Raw genomic sequence first — 16,204 nt, 5'->3', positions numbered from 1 at the left:
TGGGGTCTCGCTGCCTGACGGCAATTTGCGGGTTTTCGGCCGGTTTTGTTGCGAATTGCCGTCAGTTGGCGGAAGTAAGTTGCGGCGTGGTGCGGGAAGGTCGTGCGGTGCGGGAGGCGCATCCGTGGGTCTTTCCCTTCGCTGTCTGACGGCAATTTGCGGGATTTCGCGCCGATCTGTTGCAAATTGCCGTCAGTTCGCGGAGATGAGTGTGGGGTGGTGCGGGTGCGCCGGTGCGGTGCGGTGCGGTGCGGCCAGCCAAGGTGGTGCGGGAGGCGCATCCGTGGGTCTTGCCCTTTTGCTGTCTGACGGCAAATTGCAGGGTTTTCGCCCAGAACGTTGCGAATTGCCGTCAGTTGGCGGGGGTTGGGGCGGTGGCAGCAGCCGTGGCGGAGGCCGCAGCAGCGGCGGCGGGGGATGCGCGCCACGCGGCGGTGAGCCCGCGGGCGGCGAGCTCGGGGTCGGCAGCCGCGCAGATCGCCGACACGACCGCGACCCCGGCCGCACCCGCGTCGCGCAACTGCGGCACGTCGTCGAACCGGATTCCACCGATCGCAACCGCCGGCACAACGGCCTCGGCGGCGAGGCGGGTGAACCCGTCGATGCCGAGCGCGGGCGGATGGTCGGGCTTCGTCGACGTCGGACGAACCACCCCAATGCCCAGGTAGTCGACCGTCCCCGCGGGCAGCGCCGCGACCGTGGCAAGGTGGTCGTCGGTGTTCGCGGTGAGTCCGATGATCGCGTCGTCGCCGAGCTGTTCGCGCGCGGCGAGGACGCCGGCATCGCCCTGCCCGAGGTGCACGCCGTCGACGCGCACGCCGAGCCGCCGGGCCGCGAGGGCGACGTCGACGCGGTCGTTGATGAGCAGCGTCGCGCGGCCGGCGATCACCTCGGCGAGGTACGTGACCTCCCGCAGCTGCGCATCCGCCGATCGCACCTTCTCGCGATACTGCACGACTCGCACGCCGCCCTCGATGGCGGCCTCGACCGTCGCGGCAACGCCGCGGGCGCAGGTGAGCTCGCGGTCGGTGACGAGGTAGATGCCGCGCACGGCGTCGGCGCGATCCCGCGCGGCCCACGGGGCCTGGATACGCCGGCTCACGCCACACCGCCCGCGGGCTCTGCGACGCGGTCGGGGTCGTTGGCTGGCCGGTCGTCGGCGGCGCGGCTCGAGTCCACGCCGCTGGCCGTACCGCTCGCGTCCATGGCATCGGCCGCGTCGCCAACCACCGCATCCTTGCCCGCGTCGCCTGCATACTCGGCGCGAATCCGCGCCGAAGACGCAACCTCCGCGGGCGAAATCGTCGCGAGCGCGTCGAGGAGCGCGACGGCGAATGATCCGGGACCCGCCGCATCCGCCGCCGCTCGCTCGGCCGCAGCCGCGTAGACCGCGTGGGCCGCGACGACGGCGTCGAGCACCGAGGCGTCACCGCGGCTACCGAGGAACGCGGCGACGATCGCGCCGAGCGCGCAGCCGCCGCCGGTGACCTTCGTGAGCAGCTCATCCCCGCCCTCGACCCAGACGACGCGGCGGCCGTCGGTGATGCAGTCTTCCGCACCCGATACCGCCATGACCGTGTCGAAGCGGCGCGCGAGGGCGACCGCGGCGCCGAGCGCGCTCGCGGCGGAGTCGGTCGACTCGACGCCCCGGCCGCCGGCGCCAGTGCCCGCGAGGGCGAGAATCTCCGAGGGGTTACCGCGCACGGCCGACGGGCCCTCGGCCACCAACTCGTGCGCGAGTCCGGTGCGAATCGGCAGCGACCCGATCGCGACCGGGTCGAGCACCCACGGCGTGCCCGCGTCGTTCGCTGCCGCGACCGATTCGCGCATCGCCTCGCGCTGCTCGGGCGCCGGCGTGCCGAGGTTGACGAGCAGCCCGTTCGCGACGCGCGTGAACAGGCCCGCCTCGCCGACGATGTCGACCATCGCGGGCGCGGCGCCGAGCGCGAGCAGTGCGTTCGCCGTGAAATTCATGACGACGCCGTTCGTGATGCAATGCACGAGCGGGGCGGATGCGCGGAGCGAGGCGAGTCCGCGGGCGACAGTCGCCGCGGTGGGCGCGGCTTCTGGGTTCGCGGAGTCGGGCTGCTGTTGGCCGGAGTGCGTGGGGCCGGGATGCTGGTGGTCGGGATGCGCGGCGTGAGATTGCGGGTCGGCGAGTTGGCTCATCGGTGTTCCCTTCGTCGGCGAAGGGCACCGCGGCGCCGCCCCGAGCGCGCGCGAAGTCGGGCTTCGAGCGGCACTCGGCGAGGATTCGGACGATCCCTTCGCCAGTACTAACTGGATCAGGTTCGACGGGTGTGATCTCAGCCGATCGCTCGGCACCCCGTGTCACTGCGGCCACCCTAACGCACCCGGTTCCACGGATGCGCGCCGCGTGACGCCCCGCGACGGTGCCGGGCTGCGTCGGTGCCGTCGTCCCGGTCCGCCCGCCCGGCCATCCGCCCCGCCTGCGCCGACTGACGGCAATTCGCAACGATTCGGCTCGAATTCCTGCAAGTTCCCGTCAGTTAGCGATGTGGTGGCGGCAGCGTTCGTAGCCACCCCACCTCCGCCGACTGACGGCAATTTGCGACGATTCGGGCCGAGAACCTGCAAGTTCCCGTCAGTCAGCGATAAGTGGGATGCGAGGGCGGAGGAAGCGAAGGCGGGCAGTGAACGCCAGGCCGGGCAGGATGCGCGAAGCCGGGTTAGGCGTTTTCGTGGGCTTCGGCGCGGGCACGATCCCGGGTGACACGCACCTGCAGGATGGTCGAGCTCGCGACGGCGGGGATCCCGATGAGGATCGCGCTCAGCACAACGCTTTCGCCGAACCACGTGGGATTCGGGTCCGCGGGCAGGAAGAATCCGTTGGCGGCGAGCAGCACAAGCGCGTAGACGAGCATTGCCGGCAGCCAGATCGCGACGACGCGCGGGAACCACCGCAGCCCGGCCCAGTAGATCACCGTGAACAGCACTGCGGCGACAAACCCCACGACGAGGAATGCGGGCGAGAACGCGAAGTAGAGCAGCGGACTCCCCATCTCGATCGCGAACCAGACCATGCCGGCGACGACCGAAATCGCCCAGAAAATGCTGCCGATGCGAAGAGGAGTCACCCGCCGAGCGTATCCGTGCCCGCGCGGCACCACTACCCCTCCCCGCCGGTGCTGACCCCGACCCCCACGCCCGCGCATCCGCCACCACCTCCGCTGATTGACGGCAGTTCGCGCTAAATCGCGCCGAAAAGCCGCAATTTGCCGTCAGTCGGCGAAGGAGGGGCAGCGATGGATGCGCAAACTCGCGTTGGTCGCGCCGTGGCTATCCGCCTGGCCCCAGCCGCCCGTCTGGACCTGCCCATCCACCTCGCTCGCCCGCCTCATCCGCCTCCGCACCTTCGCTAACTGACGGCAATTCGCGCGAAATCACGGCGAAAAGCCGCAATTTGCCGTCAGTTCGCGTAGAGAAGGGAGCCGAAGGATGCGCGACCTCGCCCATCCACTCACCTACCTCCGCTGACTGACGGCAATTCGCGCGAAATCGCGCCGAGAACCCGCAAATTGCCGTCAGTTCGCGAGAGGTGCCGATCACGCACAACCGCCAACCGACATCCAGCGACGCACGCAGGATCCACCGGCGCGCATCCGTTTAGACTGGCGGAGTCGCGACTGGCGTCGGATGGGTCACCATCGGGGAGCGGCAACCGGAGCACGAGCCGCACGCCTGGGCTCGCCGACACGAACGACCGATTCGAATCCGCGAATCCTGAAGGAGTCCCAGTGTCCGATTACCAAAACCTCCCGCTGTCGCAGGTCGACCCCGAGATCGGCCAGGTGCTGGCCGATGAACTCGAGCGTCAGCGCAACACCCTCGAAATGATCGCGAGCGAGAACTTCGTGCCCCGCTCGGTGCTCGAGGCGGTCGGCAGCGTGCTCACGAACAAGTACGCCGAGGGCTACCCCGGCCGCCGCTACTACGGCGGCTGCGAGGTCGTCGACGTCGCCGAGAACCTCGCCCGAGACCGCGCGAAGGAGCTGTTCGGCGCTGAGTACGCGAACGTGCAGCCCCACTCGGGCGCGAGCGCGAACGCGGCCGTGCTGCACGCCCTCGCGAAGCCGGGCGACACGATCCTTGGCCTCTCGCTCGACCACGGTGGCCACCTCACGCACGGCATGAAGATCAACTTCTCGGGCCGCCTCTACAACGTCGCCGCGTACGGCGTCGACTTCGAGACGGGCCGCATCGACATGGCGCAGGTGCGCGAGCTCGCCGTCGAGCACAAGCCGAAGGTGATCATCGCCGGCTGGTCGGCCTACCCGCGTCAGCTCGACTTCGCCGAGTTCCGCGCGATCGCCGACGAGGTCGGCGCGTACCTCTGGGTCGACATGGCGCACTTCGCGGGCCTCGTCGCGGCGGGCCTGCACCCGAACCCGGTGCCCCACGCGCACGTCGTGTCGTCGACCGTGCACAAGACCATCGGCGGCCCCCGCTCGGGCTTCATCCTCACGAACGACGCCGACATCAACAAGAAGATCAACTCGGCAGTGTTCCCCGGCCAGCAGGGCGGCCCGCTCATGCACGTCGTCGCGGGTAAGGCCGTTGCCTTCAAGGTCGCGCAGACCGACGAGTTCAAGGACCGTCAGGCGCGCACCGTGCGCGGCGCCCAGATTCTCGCCGAGCGCCTCACCGAGCAGGATGTGCGTGACGCGGGCATTGCGCTCACGACCGGCGGCACCGACGTGCACCTCGTGCTCGTCGACCTGCGCAACGCCCCGATCGACGGCCAGCAGGCCGAAGACCTGCTGCACGAGGTCGGCATCACGGTGAACCGCAACTCGGTGCCCGACGACCCGCGCCCGCCGATGGTCACCTCGGGTCTGCGCATCGGTACGCCGGCGCTCGCGACCCGCGGCTTCGGCGACGACGAGTTCCGCGAGGTTGCCGACGTGATCGCGCAGGCGCTCAAGCCCGAGCCCGAGATCGAGGCGCTGCGTGCCCGCACGAAGGCGCTCGCCGACAAGTTCCCGCTCTACCCGGGCCTGGTGTACGCGTGACCGCGGTGCGCCTCGACGGCAAGCAGGCGGCAGCGCAGATCAAGGCCGAGCTCGCCGAGCGGGTCGCGAAGCTGCGCGAGCGCGGCATCGTGCCGGGCCTCGGCACAGTGCTCGTCGGCGACGACCCGGGGTCGAAGCTCTACGTCGCGGGCAAGCACCGCGACTGCGCCGAGGTCGGCATCGAGTCGATTCAGGTCGAGCTGCCCGCCACCGCGACGCAGGAGGAGGTCGGCGCGGCGCTCGACGCGCTCAACGCCGACCAGGCCTGCACGGGGTACATCCTGCAGCTGCCGCTGCCGAAGCACCTTGACCAGGATGCGCTGATCGAGCGCATCGACCCCGCCAAGGATGCCGACGGACTCCACCCGACGAATCTCGGCCGCCTCGTGCTCAACGTGCGCGAAGAGATCACGACGCCGCTGCCCTGCACCCCGCGCGGGTGCGTCGAGCTGCTGCAGCGAAACGGATACTCGCTCGACGGCAAGCACGTCGTGGTCGTTGGCCGCGGGGTGACGGTTGGGCGCCCGATCGGTGCGCTGCTCACGCGGCGCGATCTCAACGCGACGGTGACGCTTACGCACACCGGCACGCGCGATATCGAGGCGATCGCCCGCACCGCCGACGTGATCATCGCGGCGACCGGCGCGGCGCACCTCGTGAAGCCCGAGTGGGTGCAGCCGGGTGCGGCCGTGCTCGACGTGGGTGTTTCGCGGGTGACCGACCCCGAGACCGGCAAGTCGCGCGTGCTCGGCGACGTCGACCCGGCGGTCGCCGAGGTGGCGGGCTACCTGTCGCCGAACCCCGGCGGCGTCGGCCCGATGACCCGCGCGCTCCTGCTCGCGAACGTCGTCGAGACCGCCGAGCGCCAGGCCTAGCCCGCCCCGCGTATCCGCCCGCTCATCCGCGCGCGTATCCCCGCAAAACCCCGCAGTTGAGTGGTCTGAAGTTGCTGTTCTGAGCGCTCAGAACAGCAACTTCAGACCACTCAACTGCAAAGCAAAAGGCCGCGGATACGCGGGGTTACGCGTCGCGGCGGGGCCCGGCGGCCGACGAGGTCTCGACGATTTCGAGGCCGTCCCAGCCGTACTCGCGGAACGCCTCGGTGAGGTTCGCCCGCAGCTCGTCGACGCGGTCGCTCGGGATCAGCACGAACACGCTGCCGCCGAATCCGGAGCCGGTCATGCGGGCGCCGAGCGCGCCCGACGCGGCCGCGAGCTCGGTGATGAGGTCGATGCGCTGCGTCGAGGCGCCGAAGTCGTCGCGCAGCGCGCGCTGCGACTCGGTGAACAGCGGCCCGGTGTGCGCGGCGCCCTCGCTGCGGAGCACCCGCGCGAGGTCGAGCACGCGCTGAATCTCGGAGCTCACGTAGGCGGCCCGGCGCCGGTCGACATCGTCGAGCCCGGGCGCCTGCTCGATCTCTTCGAGCTTCGCCTCGCGCAAGAACTGGTAGCCGAGGGCCCGCGCGACGCGGTCGCACGACTCGTGCCGGTCGGCGACGATGCGCTCCCAGTTGCGGTGGTGCTCGCCCGAGCTGACGAGCAGTTGCGTGAGGCCGAGCTCCGCGAGCGGCGGCGCGTCGAGCAGGGTGACGTCGTTGCCGCGGGCGTCGTAGAAGACGTCCTTGCCCGCGGCCGCGGTAAGGCACGCGATGTGATCGGCCAGGCCCGCGGACGCGCCGACGTAGGCGTTCTCGACGCGGTAGCCGAGCCGGGCGAGCCGCTCGGGCTCGAGGCCGAACTCCCAGAGGTCGTTCAGCGCGAGCGACACGGCGGCGCAGATCGACGCGCTCGAGGCGAGGCCGCCGCCGATCGGCAGGTCGGTCGTGAGAAAAATGTCGAGTCCGGTCGGCGTGAGGGGCGCGGTTTCGTCGCCCTCGACGAGCTCGCCGTTGAACAGCGCGATGTGCTCGAGTGCGGCCCAGACGACGCCGAGCGGATAGTCGTACCAGTTGTGGTCGGCGGGCGGCACGAGGGCCTCGAGCGAGGTCTCGATGACGTCGCCGGCGAGGTCGGTGCGCACCCGGATCGTGCCGTCACTGCGGCGCGACACCGCGGCCGCCGATCGCCGCTCCGTCGCGTGCGAGAGGGTGAGCCCGTCTTCGATGTCGGTGTGATCGCCCATGAGGCTCACACGACCGGGAGCCGACCAAACGCCTTCGGGCGGTGCCCCGAACGCTGCGGTGAACTGTTCGGCGACGAGTCGGCTCGTGTCTCGAATCATCAATCTTCCTGGGGCTCGGGATCAGGGCATGCCTGCGGCACCTCGACTCTACGATGACTTGCTGAATCCGACCGCAGACGCGAATGTGCCCGAGCCGATCGTGCGCGCCCCCTTCGCCTCGACGCGGGCGCGCAGCTCGCGGTCGCTCGTGACGACGAGTGTGGCCGTGTCCGACTGCACCGCGTCGACGATCGCGTCGTCGCCGCTGCCAGCCGCGCGAAGGATGCGCACGTCGGGATGCGCGTCGGTCGCGTCGGCCGCGCGGGCGGCGCCTTCGAGCACGAACGTCACGCGTGGCCAGGCCCACTCGGCGTCGACACCGAACAGCTCGGCGGCGCAGCCACGGTCGCGCACGGGGGAGAGGTCGCGAATGAGCCGCTCGGCGGCACCCGCGCGGTCACGCCACCAACCGTCGGGCCGCGAGCCCATGAGGTTCGCGACGTCGACGACGAGTTCAGTGCGGGTCGCGAGCAGTCGGCGCAGGCCCGGCCAGGCGCGGCCGAAGCCCGGGTGGAGGTCGAGCCGTTCGACCTCGTCGACCGCAACCCACGCGAGCTGGTGCGATTCGGCGTCGTTCATCCGCGCCTCGAACGGACGGGCAACGTCGGCGACGACGGTCGAGTAGCTCCAGAAGTCGAGGCTGCGCACGATCGAGAAGCGCAGCCGCAGGGCGTCGCCGGGCACGGCGGCCTCTTCGAATGACTCGCGCAGCGCGGCCTCGACCGTCGTCTCGTCGCGATCGCGGGCGCCGCCCGGAATTCCCCATGTGTTGCCGTGGTGGCTCCACGCAGCGCGGTGCTGCAGCAGGATCCCCCGGTCGGGGTCGTGCGCGAGCAGACCGGCGGCGCCGTAGAGGCCCCACATCCGGGTACCGTCGGGCCCGGTCGCCCAGCCGTCGCCTGAGTTGCTCACGCGCGAAGTCTACGAGCCGGGCCTGGGGCGGCGCCCCTCGGCCGACTCGCGAGGTCATGCCGCGCGCCCAGGCTCATGTGATGAGTCGGGACATCCGCGACAGTTTGTGCCTCGACTCAGTGCGTTTGCGCCCTGGCCCTCGACCGACCTGCTTCTTGCCCATCCGCGCATCCCGCGCTCGCCACTTTCGCTGACTGACGGCAATTTGCAGCTTTTCGGTTGGAAAAGCCGCGAGTTGCCGTCAGTCGGCGGGAGAGGCGGATGCGTTCGGGCAGTACTCTCGCGTGGTCGCGTGGTCCCGTGGTCGCGTGGTCGCGTGGTCGTCGGGGCGAAGCCGAGTTGGCCTCGCTCGTCCGCGCATCCTGACCGCCCCCGCATCCTCGACTGCGCATCCCGATCGCCGCCAACGCCTCGTCGACTGCACCCACCTCCGCTAACTGACGGCAATTTGCAGCTTTTCGGTTGGAAATGCCGCGAATTGCCGTCAGTCGGCGGGAGAAGCGGATGGCGTGAGGCGGGTGTCGCGGATGGCGCGGGGGAGGCGCGGGTGTCGCGGGGCGTGCCGAGCGCGTCAGCTCATGACGACGAGGGCGTACACCGCGAACACGACGAGGTGGATCGCGCCGTGCGTCGCGGTCACCCGCTTCGCCGCGAAGGTCGCGACCGACAGCAGCAGCGAGCCCCCGAGCAGCAGCAGGTTCGCGGGCGTCTCGGCGAGCACGACGGTTTGTCCGGTGAGCGTGCCGATCACGAGCACCGCCGGAATCGTGAGGCCCACCGTCGACACGAGCGCGCCGTGGCAGAGGTTGCTCACGCGCTGCCCCTCGCCGGCGAGCGCGGCCCGAATCGTCGTGATCGACTCTGGCAGAAACACGATCATCGCGATGAGGATGCCCGAGAGCGCGACGGGCGCGCCGAGCCGGTCGAGCCCGTCATCGAGCAGCGTCGCGAGGTCGTGCGAGAGCAGCACGATCGGGAGCACCGTGACGACGAGCAGCACGAGCCGGGTCAGCACCTCGCGGCGGTGGATGCGCAGGGTCTCGCGGATGTCCGCCCGGGCGGGGTGCGTATCCGGGTGCTCGCTCGTCGCGGCGTCGTGTGGTGGCTGCGTTGCAGCTTCCCCCGCAGGCTTGCGCGGTGCCAGTTTCGCCGCGTCGCCCGCGACCTCGCGGAAGTCACCCGCCTGCGCGCCGAGCTGCCGCGCGAGAAAGAAGCCGTAAAGCGCGACGGTGAGCACGACGATGAATAGCCCTTGTCCGCTGCGATACGCGCCGCCGTCGCCGATGAGCGCGGGCAGCGCGAACGCGAGCGCCGTGAGCGTGACGAGCATCGCGAGGTACGTCGAGGTGCCGTTGGGGTTGTGGCGGAGTCCACCGTGGCGGAGCCCGCCGACGAGCAGCGCGGCGCCGATCACGAGGTTGAGGATGATCATCGACACCGCCATGACCGAGTCGCGCGCGATCGTCGCGTGGTCGCCCGGTCCGAGCATGACGGCCGAGATGAGGATCACCTCGATGAGCACGATCGAGAGCGTGAGCACGAGCGAACCGTACGGATCGCCGAGCCGGTGGGCGAGCGCCTCGGCCTGCTGCACGACGCCGAAGGCGCACACGAGAATGACGGCGATGATCGCCGCGAGGGCGCCGACGAGCACCGGCGCCGGCACGGGCGGCTCGAGCAGCGAGCCCGAGAGCGCGAGCGCGGCGAACGCGCCCCAGCCGAGCAGGATGCGCGCGAGGTCGGTGCGCGTGACGATGCGGGCTTCGCGGGTGGTCGTGGCGCGAGTGTCGCGGGTGGTGACGTGTGGCATGGCGTGACTCCGTGCCGAGGCCGTCCCCGGAGGCGTGGTGCGGTCGGGTCGTCCCGGCCGGCGCGCGACGCGTGCGCGCGCTCCTCCAATGTAGCGAATTTTCTGCGCGGTGGCAGGGCGCGGTGGCAGGGATGCGCTGGCCGGATGCGACGGCAGGGTCGCGGCGCGCGGTCGTGCCCCCGCGTATCCGCCCCGCTACGCCGGCGTTACGACATCGGCCGAACCGTGAGGATCTGGTTCATCGCGCCGAACGGCCCCGCGGCGTCATGGAGGATGCTGTGGGTGAGGCCCGCGCCGGTCGGCCCGAACGTCGCCGTCGTGTCGAAGCCGAGCCAGCCGGGTTCCGGGGTGCGGAACAGGTGCGCCGTGAGGTCGAGGTTCGGGAACGCGACCTCGTCGATCGGTGCCGGGTCGGTGAGTCCGTTCGCGACGTCGATGAGGCCGAGCACGCGCGCCGTTGTGCTGACGGGCTCGTTGGCGATGAGGTCGATGCCGGTGCGTACCCACGCGGATGCGCGGCCCCGCTCGGCCGGCAGGCGGCGCGCCTCGAGCGACGCGATGAAGCCGCCGGGCCAGGTGTCGGCAGCCGCCCACTCGGGATGCGCGTCGGGCGGCGCGATCGCGGGCAGCGGCGAGAGCGCGCGGTCGGCCGTGTCGAACGTCTGCGCGCACCAGGCGCGGGCGATCGCGGCGGTGCGGCCGTCGTGGTCGACGCGGGCTTCGATGAGCTCGATCGTGCGGCCGGGGCGCAGCACCGTGACCTGCACGTCGACCGCGTCGATCGGGATCACGCCGAGAATGTCGCACGACATGCGGGTGAGGGGGAGCGTGTCGGCGCCGCGGCGCTCGCGGTGGTCGGTCTCGATGACGTGCGCGAGCAGGCCGATCACCGGCGCGATGTGCTGCTCGCGCGGATTCCAACCGCCGCCGACGTGCTCGGTCGCGCGGAATCGGGTGGCGCCCTCGCGCACGAAGTACGACGTTGCGGCGGTCATCGTGGGTGGTCTCCCTCTGGGGTCGGGTTGGTGGGGCGTGCTCGGCGGGGCTGGGGTTGCTCGCTCCGGATGGGCTGGGCTCGGATGGGCTGGGCTCGGATGGGCTGGGCTCGGATGCGCTGGGCGGGGCCGCGCTCGGCGTTGCGAGGCTCGGCTCTGCAGCGCTCGGCGTGCGCGCCCTCGTGCGATTGTTGCGGCGCGGCGACGGCCCCGCAAATCGATGTGTGCCGGGTGACCAGCGGTCGTGCCGCTGCGCTGGTGCCGCGTTGTGCGTATCCGTGCCGCTGCGCGCACCGACTGGCGCCGGTGCGAACAACTGGCGCTGTCAGGACGGCGCCACTTGTCGCTGGCGGCGCCGCTTGTCGTTGGCAGCGCCGACGCCGTCGCGGGGGTGCTGATCGCGGCCCTCGCCTCGAGCACCGACATTGGCGTGGCGTTCGGCGACGCGGTGCTGCAGGCCGTCGTGACGATCCCGGCCGTGTGGATGATCACCGCGGTGTCGGTCGCGGTCGTCGGCGCTCGGCCGCAGGTGCCGCTTGCCGCGTTGGTGGGCGTCGTCGCCGCGTTCGGCCTGACGCTGCTCGGCCCAACCTTCAAACTCTGGGACTGGGTGCTCGCTATCAGCCCGTTCTGGCACATCCCGAACGTCGCCGAGGCCGGCGCCGACTGGTCGGGGCTCGCCTGGGTGAGCCTCGTGACCGTCGTGTTCGTGGTCGTCGGGTTTGCGGGTTTTCGGCGCCGCGACCTCGCGACGACGTGAGGGGGCGGATGCGCGGGGTCGGGTCGCGCTCGACGCGTGCGCGATCGTCGAGGCAGTTTCGCCCTGGTCCGGCTGACGCAGCAGCGCCAGTTGCGGATGCGCGGGGCGGATACGCGGGGTGGGATACGCGCGGGGACCCTAGCGGGTTCTTCGCCACTGTTAGGCCGACAAATGAGGAGTAGCCCGGCGGGGCTCGACGCCCCACTCGCCACTCCACGCGCGGCGGGTTTCGGGGTACGTCACGCGGGTGCGTGGGTGCCGCGCGTGGAGCCTCCGGCGAGCGGGGACCCCGGCGGGTTCTTCGCCACCGCTCCTCCTCATTGGTGGGCCCAGCGGGGCTCGAACCCGCGACCCATGGATTAAAAGTCCACTGCTCTGCCAACTGAGCTATAGGCCCGCCCGAAAGTCTAGCGGCTACTCGCGGCGCGAATCGTCGCTTGCGGCGGACTCGTTGGCGGACGCGTCGTCGGTGGTCTCGTCGGCGGCACCAGCGTCGGCGACCACCTCGTCGTCGACCACCAGGGGCTTGTCGCGAGCCACCGTATCCGCCTCGCTGCTGTCGATGCCGAACAGGGAATCCATTTCGGCGTCGCTCGCGGCGGCCCGGCGGCGGCCACGCGCGGGCCACAGGCCTTTCTCGCCTCGGCGCCACCAGTTCATGAGCGTCACCGCCGAGTAGACGGCCGCCATCGTCGAGGGCAGCATGCCCCACAGCGTCGGGAACTCGCCGAAGCTCGCGTTGAGGCGCGCCCATCCGAGCGCGACGAGCCAGAGCTGGCACAGCAGCGAGAAGACCGCCCACAGCGCGATGTTCGGCGCCGGAATCGCCCGGGGCCGCGTCGCACGCACGACGAGCAGCACCGCGAGCAGCAGCCCCGCGACGGTCGGCACGACGCCCCAGAGCACGTTGCCGAACGCCGAGAAGTTCGTCTGCGACGCCCAGTCACCGAACCCGAGCCCGAGGCCGAGCAGCTGCCAGCCCGTGAGGAAGTCGGCGTCGTTGCGAATCGGATACGTCGTCAGCCACCACGGCAGGAACATCGACACCACAATGAGCGCCGCCGCGATGAGCGCGGACCAGCGCTTCTCGGGCGTATCCGGCCGCACACGCTGGCTTTGCGACTGGCCGAGCGACTCGTCGGCCGCCTCGGGGGTGCTCGCGGCGGCGGGGGAGGAAGAGCGAAGTGCCATGCCGACAACTGTAATCGTGCGCGCCCACGCGGCGGCCGCGCGCGGTTCGCGGTGGGCGCATCCGCTCGCGTCGGCGCCGTGAACGCGAGAGACTAGAGGGCGTTGTCAGCTCAGCCGTCACCCGAAGGGAGCCACGTGGACCGCTTTCACCGACCCGTGCGAATGCCGATCAGCGCGTTCGACACGTTTGAGGGCGCTCCCGATCCCGCTGCGGTGAACCGCGTGGCGCACGACACCGCGCATGCGCTGCTCAACGGCGTGCGCACGAGCGACGATCCCGACGTCGTCGAGCGCACCGTGTCGTACGCGAACAGCAACGGGCTGGATGATCTGGTGCAGCTCTGGGCGCCGGCCGCGGCCCACAGCCTGCCGGGCTCCCTGTGGCGGCTGTACCTCGTGCACGCCGCCGTGACGCAAGACCCGACCACCTCGAGCTACCTCTACCGCCGCGGGGTCGAGGTCGACGTGTCGATCTCCCGCGTCGTCGCGGGCGCCGTCGAGCCGACCGGGCCCGACGAACTGTTGACGCTCATCGAGCAGATTCTGCGCGGCGCGTTCACCGGTGACTTCGCGGATGCGCTCGACCGCGCGGCCGCCTTCTGCGCCGTCATGTCGCAGGGAGCCGCCTCGATCGCCGAATCGGACGAGCACATCAACCCGGCGCGCGCATCCGCCGCCCTGCGCCGTGGCGCGCGGTACCTCGACTTTGCCCGCGATCTTTCGGCGAGTGCGAAGCTCTGGTGTGCGGGGCAGCTCGAGTAGGCGGGCGGCCTGCGTCGCTGGCGAGCTCGAGTCGGCGCCGCGTTTCCGTACCAAATTCAGCGCGTTCGCGGGGTGATTCATTCCCGCGCTCGCGAGTGGCGAACACGGGTTGCGACGTCGACGTGCGGCCGTAAACTTGTGGTCGCCGGGCCGCAGTAACCCCGGGCTCCAATTTTTGCCGCTTCGAGCGGCCTTCCGCCGAGAGGCGTTCTGCGGTCCGGCACTTTTTCGTTTCCGGCAGCCTTCCTCGCAGCGCCGCCCTGCGCCCTGCCTGCCGTGTCTGCCTTGCCTTGCCTGCCGGTCGCCCTGGCGCCCACGCCCATCCGCCCGCTTCCGCTGCCTGACGGCAATCCGCAACGTTTTCGCCGGCAATCCCGCAAATTGCCGTCAGGCAGCGGAAGAGACGGATGCGCCTGTGGACAACGGCGGCGGGCTCCCGTCGACCCCGGCTACGTTGCCCGCATGAATGCAGACGACCTCCCCGCAGCCATTTCGCGAGACCCGTTCTCGCTCGCCTCGGGCACGGACGCCGGACTCTCGCTGCAACAACTCCGAAGCCGCCGATTCTCGGCACCGCGATACGGCGTGCGGGTGCTGCCGGGCCCAAGCACCGATCGACTCCGCGACCTGCGCGAGTACGCGGCACGGATGCCCGAAGGCGCGGCATTCTGCGGTGCGACGGCGGCGCGAATCTATGGACTCCCGCATCCCGAGCTGAAGGCGAAGCCGGCCACCGACCAGCAGCCCGAGCAACACTATGACTCCACCGAGGAATCCACTGACACAGAACTGGTCAAACCAGCGGCCCCGCAGCCGCTCCACGTCGCCGTTCCAGCGGGCCGCTCGCAGCCGATCGCCCGCGATGTGCGGGGCCACAGGATTGACGCATCCCTCCTCCCCACGACGACGTTCGAGGGGCTGCCGGTGCTCTCGCCGCTCGCGACCTTCGTCGCGTGCTGTCGCGAACTCTCGCTGACCGACGCCGTCGTCATGCTCGACGCCTTGCTCACCGACAAGGCGCACTATCCGGGCCTGCAGCTACTCGACCGGCCGGTTACTACCCGCTACGAGGTCGAGCGGATGCTCGAAGACCTCGGGCCGCTGCGGGGCATTCGAGTTGCGCGCGCCGCCGCCGAACGGGCGCGGCCACGGGTCGCGTCGCCGATGGAGACCCGGCTGCGCCTGCTGCTCGTCGACGGCGGGTTGCCGGAGCCCGAGGTCAACGTCGAGCTGCGCGGTCGGGCGGGGGAGCGCCTCGCCGAGGTCGACCTGCTGTATCGCGAGGAGCGGCTCGTGATCGAGTACGAGGGCGACGGGCACCGGACCAGCAGCACGACGTTCCGCAATGACCTTGAGCGCGAGCGCCGTCTCCGCGCCAACGAATACGAGTACGTGAGCGTAACGGTCGAGGCGATGCGCGACGCGGGCCTGGAGCTCGTGGCGGACATCCGCCGCCAGCTCGACCGCCGCATCCGTACCCTTCGACACCCCACCAACTGACGGCAACTTGCAGCATTTCGGCCCGAAACCGCGCAAATTGCCGTCAGTTAGCGGATGGGTGAGGGAGCCGGGCGGTGCCTCTCTTCGCTGACTGACGGGAACTTGCAGGATTTTGGCCCAGAACGACGCGAATTGCCGTCAGTCAGCGGAAGAGAGAAGAAGATGCGCGGGGAAACGCGACGGCGCCCCACACGCTCGTGTGGGGCGCCGTCGCGAAAGAGCCGCCGACCTAGCCGAAGCGGCCGGTGACGTAGTCCTGGGTCTGCTTGTTCGACGGGTTGTCGAAGATGGTGCGGGTGTCGTCGAACTCGATGAGCTTGCCGGGCTTGCCGGTGCCGGCGATGTTGAAGAAGCCGGTGCGGTCGCTCACGCGGGTCGCCTGCTGCATGTTGTGGGTGACGATCACGATCGTGTACTCGGTCTTGAGCTCGTGAATGAGGTCTTCGATCGCGAGGGTCGAGATGGGGTCAAGGGCCGAGCAGGGCTCGTCCATGAGCAGCACGTCGGGCTTCACCGCGATCGCGCGGGCGATGCACAGACGCTGCTGCTGTCCGCCCGAGAGGCCGCCGCCGGGGGCGTCGAGGCGGTCCTTGACCTCTTCCCAGAGGTTGGCGCCGCGCAGCGACTTCTCGACGAGCTCGTTCGCCTCTTTGGTGCCGATGCGCTTGTTGTTGAGGCGCACGCCGGCGAGCACGTTCTCTTTGATCGACATCGTCGGGAACGGGTTCGCGCGCTGGAACACCATGCCGACCTGGCGGCGCACGTTCACGGGGTCGACGCCGGTGCCGTAGAGGTCGTCGCCGTCGAGGAGCACCTCGCCGTCGACCCACGCCTTCGGAATGACCTCGTGCATGCGGTTGAGCGTGCGCAGCACGGTCGACTTGCCGCAACCCGACGGGCCGATGAACGCGGTGACGCTCTTCGGCTCGATGGTCATGTTGACACCCTCGACAGCCTTGAACTTGTCGTAGTAGATGTCCAGGTCCTTGATTTCAATGCGCTTCGACACTGTGAAAGATCC

The 16,204-nt window shown here is 70.3% G+C and carries 14 protein-coding genes, 1 tRNA gene and 2 riboswitches; of the genes, 5 read left to right on the top strand and 10 right to left on the bottom strand.

All coding sequences use genetic code 11. The features are described 5' to 3' along the window. Positions 1-352 precede the first annotated feature (352 nt). The 3 genes from thiE to G328_RS0108710 form a co-directional block, all read right to left on the bottom strand. Positions 353-1,102: a thiamine phosphate synthase gene (gene thiE, locus G328_RS0108720; RefSeq protein WP_235619865.1), complete on the bottom strand. Its 750-nt coding sequence runs from the start codon at positions 1,100-1,102 to the stop codon at positions 353-355. Next, entirely contained in the window at positions 1,099-2,169 is a 1,071-nt protein-coding gene (gene thiM, locus G328_RS14915; RefSeq protein WP_019618963.1) for a hydroxyethylthiazole kinase, read from the bottom strand. Before thiM ends, thiE begins: the two co-directional genes overlap by 4 nt. 75 nt (positions 2,170-2,244) lie before the next feature. Further along, positions 2,245-2,339, bottom strand: a riboswitch (TPP riboswitch). Positions 2,340-2,690: 351 nt separating this feature from the next. Continuing rightward, on the bottom strand, positions 2,691-3,098 hold the full coding sequence (locus tag G328_RS0108710; RefSeq protein WP_019618962.1) for a hypothetical protein: 408 nt from the start codon (positions 3,096-3,098) through the stop codon (positions 2,691-2,693). 535 nt (positions 3,099-3,633) lie between these two features. Continuing rightward, a riboswitch (ZMP/ZTP riboswitch) is annotated at positions 3,634-3,715 on the top strand. 43 nt (positions 3,716-3,758) lie between these two features. Here G328_RS0108710 and glyA point away from each other — a divergent pair. Together glyA and G328_RS0108695 are read left to right on the top strand one after the other, a co-directional pair. Further along, positions 3,759-5,033, top strand: a complete 1,275-nt coding sequence (gene glyA / locus G328_RS0108700; RefSeq protein ID WP_019618960.1) for a serine hydroxymethyltransferase — start codon at positions 3,759-3,761, stop codon at positions 5,031-5,033. Continuing rightward, the gene (locus G328_RS0108695) at positions 5,030-5,908 is read left to right on the top strand and encodes a bifunctional methylenetetrahydrofolate dehydrogenase/methenyltetrahydrofolate cyclohydrolase (protein WP_019618959.1); all 879 of its coding nucleotides are present in this window, start codon (positions 5,030-5,032) and stop codon (positions 5,906-5,908) included. Before glyA ends, G328_RS0108695 begins: the two co-directional genes overlap by 4 nt. A 145-nt stretch (positions 5,909-6,053) precedes the next feature. On the opposite strand, the gene G328_RS14910 is transcribed toward G328_RS0108695, so the two are convergent. The 4 genes from G328_RS14910 to G328_RS0108675 all read right to left on the bottom strand — a co-directional run bounded on the left by G328_RS14910 (position 6,054) and on the right by G328_RS0108675 (position 10,970). Then, entirely contained in the window at positions 6,054-7,253 is a 1,200-nt protein-coding gene (locus G328_RS14910; protein WP_019618958.1) for a galactokinase, read from the bottom strand. 48 nt (positions 7,254-7,301) lie between these two features. Further along, positions 7,302-8,165: an NUDIX domain-containing protein gene (locus G328_RS0108685; protein WP_019618957.1), complete on the bottom strand. Its 864-nt coding sequence runs from the start codon at positions 8,163-8,165 to the stop codon at positions 7,302-7,304. A gap of 571 nt (positions 8,166-8,736) precedes the next feature. Beyond that, entirely contained in the window at positions 8,737-9,975 is a 1,239-nt protein-coding gene (locus G328_RS0108680) for a calcium:cation antiporter (protein ID WP_019618956.1), read from the bottom strand. Positions 9,976-10,181: 206 nt separating this feature from the next. Beyond that, entirely contained in the window at positions 10,182-10,970 is a 789-nt protein-coding gene (locus G328_RS0108675; protein ID WP_019618955.1) for a thioesterase family protein, read from the bottom strand. 340 nt (positions 10,971-11,310) lie between these two features. On the opposite strand from G328_RS0108675, the gene G328_RS0108670 reads away from it, so the two are divergent. Next, positions 11,311-11,730 (top strand): hypothetical protein, encoded by a 420-nt coding sequence (locus G328_RS0108670; RefSeq protein WP_019618954.1) that lies wholly within the window; start codon positions 11,311-11,313, stop codon positions 11,728-11,730. Positions 11,731-12,051: 321 nt separating this feature from the next. Here G328_RS0108670 and G328_RS0108665 read toward each other — a convergent pair. Together G328_RS0108665 and G328_RS0108660 are read right to left on the bottom strand one after the other, a co-directional pair. Then, positions 12,052-12,127 (bottom strand) — tRNA-Lys (locus G328_RS0108665). A 17-nt stretch (positions 12,128-12,144) separates the two neighbouring features. After that, positions 12,145-12,921, bottom strand: a complete 777-nt coding sequence (locus G328_RS0108660) for a hypothetical protein (protein WP_019618953.1) — start codon at positions 12,919-12,921, stop codon at positions 12,145-12,147. A 135-nt stretch (positions 12,922-13,056) separates the two neighbouring features. Here G328_RS0108660 and G328_RS0108655 point away from each other — a divergent pair, with 135 nt between their 5' ends. Beyond that, positions 13,057-13,683: a hypothetical protein gene (locus G328_RS0108655; protein WP_019618952.1), complete on the top strand. Its 627-nt coding sequence runs from the start codon at positions 13,057-13,059 to the stop codon at positions 13,681-13,683. A 462-nt stretch (positions 13,684-14,145) separates the two neighbouring features. Next, the gene (locus G328_RS15915; RefSeq protein WP_019618951.1) at positions 14,146-15,183 is read left to right on the top strand and encodes a hypothetical protein; all 1,038 of its coding nucleotides are present in this window, start codon (positions 14,146-14,148) and stop codon (positions 15,181-15,183) included. Positions 15,184-15,412: 229 nt separating this feature from the next. On the opposite strand, the gene pstB is transcribed toward G328_RS15915, so the two are convergent. Then, entirely contained in the window at positions 15,413-16,192 is a 780-nt protein-coding gene (gene pstB / locus G328_RS0108645) for a phosphate ABC transporter ATP-binding protein PstB (protein WP_019618950.1), read from the bottom strand. Between the last annotated feature and the right edge of the window lie 12 nt (positions 16,193-16,204).

The sequence above is a fragment of the [Zimmermannella] faecalis ATCC 13722 genome, from assembly GCF_000381765.1.
GTDB classification, from domain to species: domain Bacteria; phylum Actinomycetota; class Actinomycetes; order Actinomycetales; family Microbacteriaceae; genus Gulosibacter; species Gulosibacter faecalis.
This window is presented reverse-complemented; position numbering and strand designations above follow the sequence as displayed.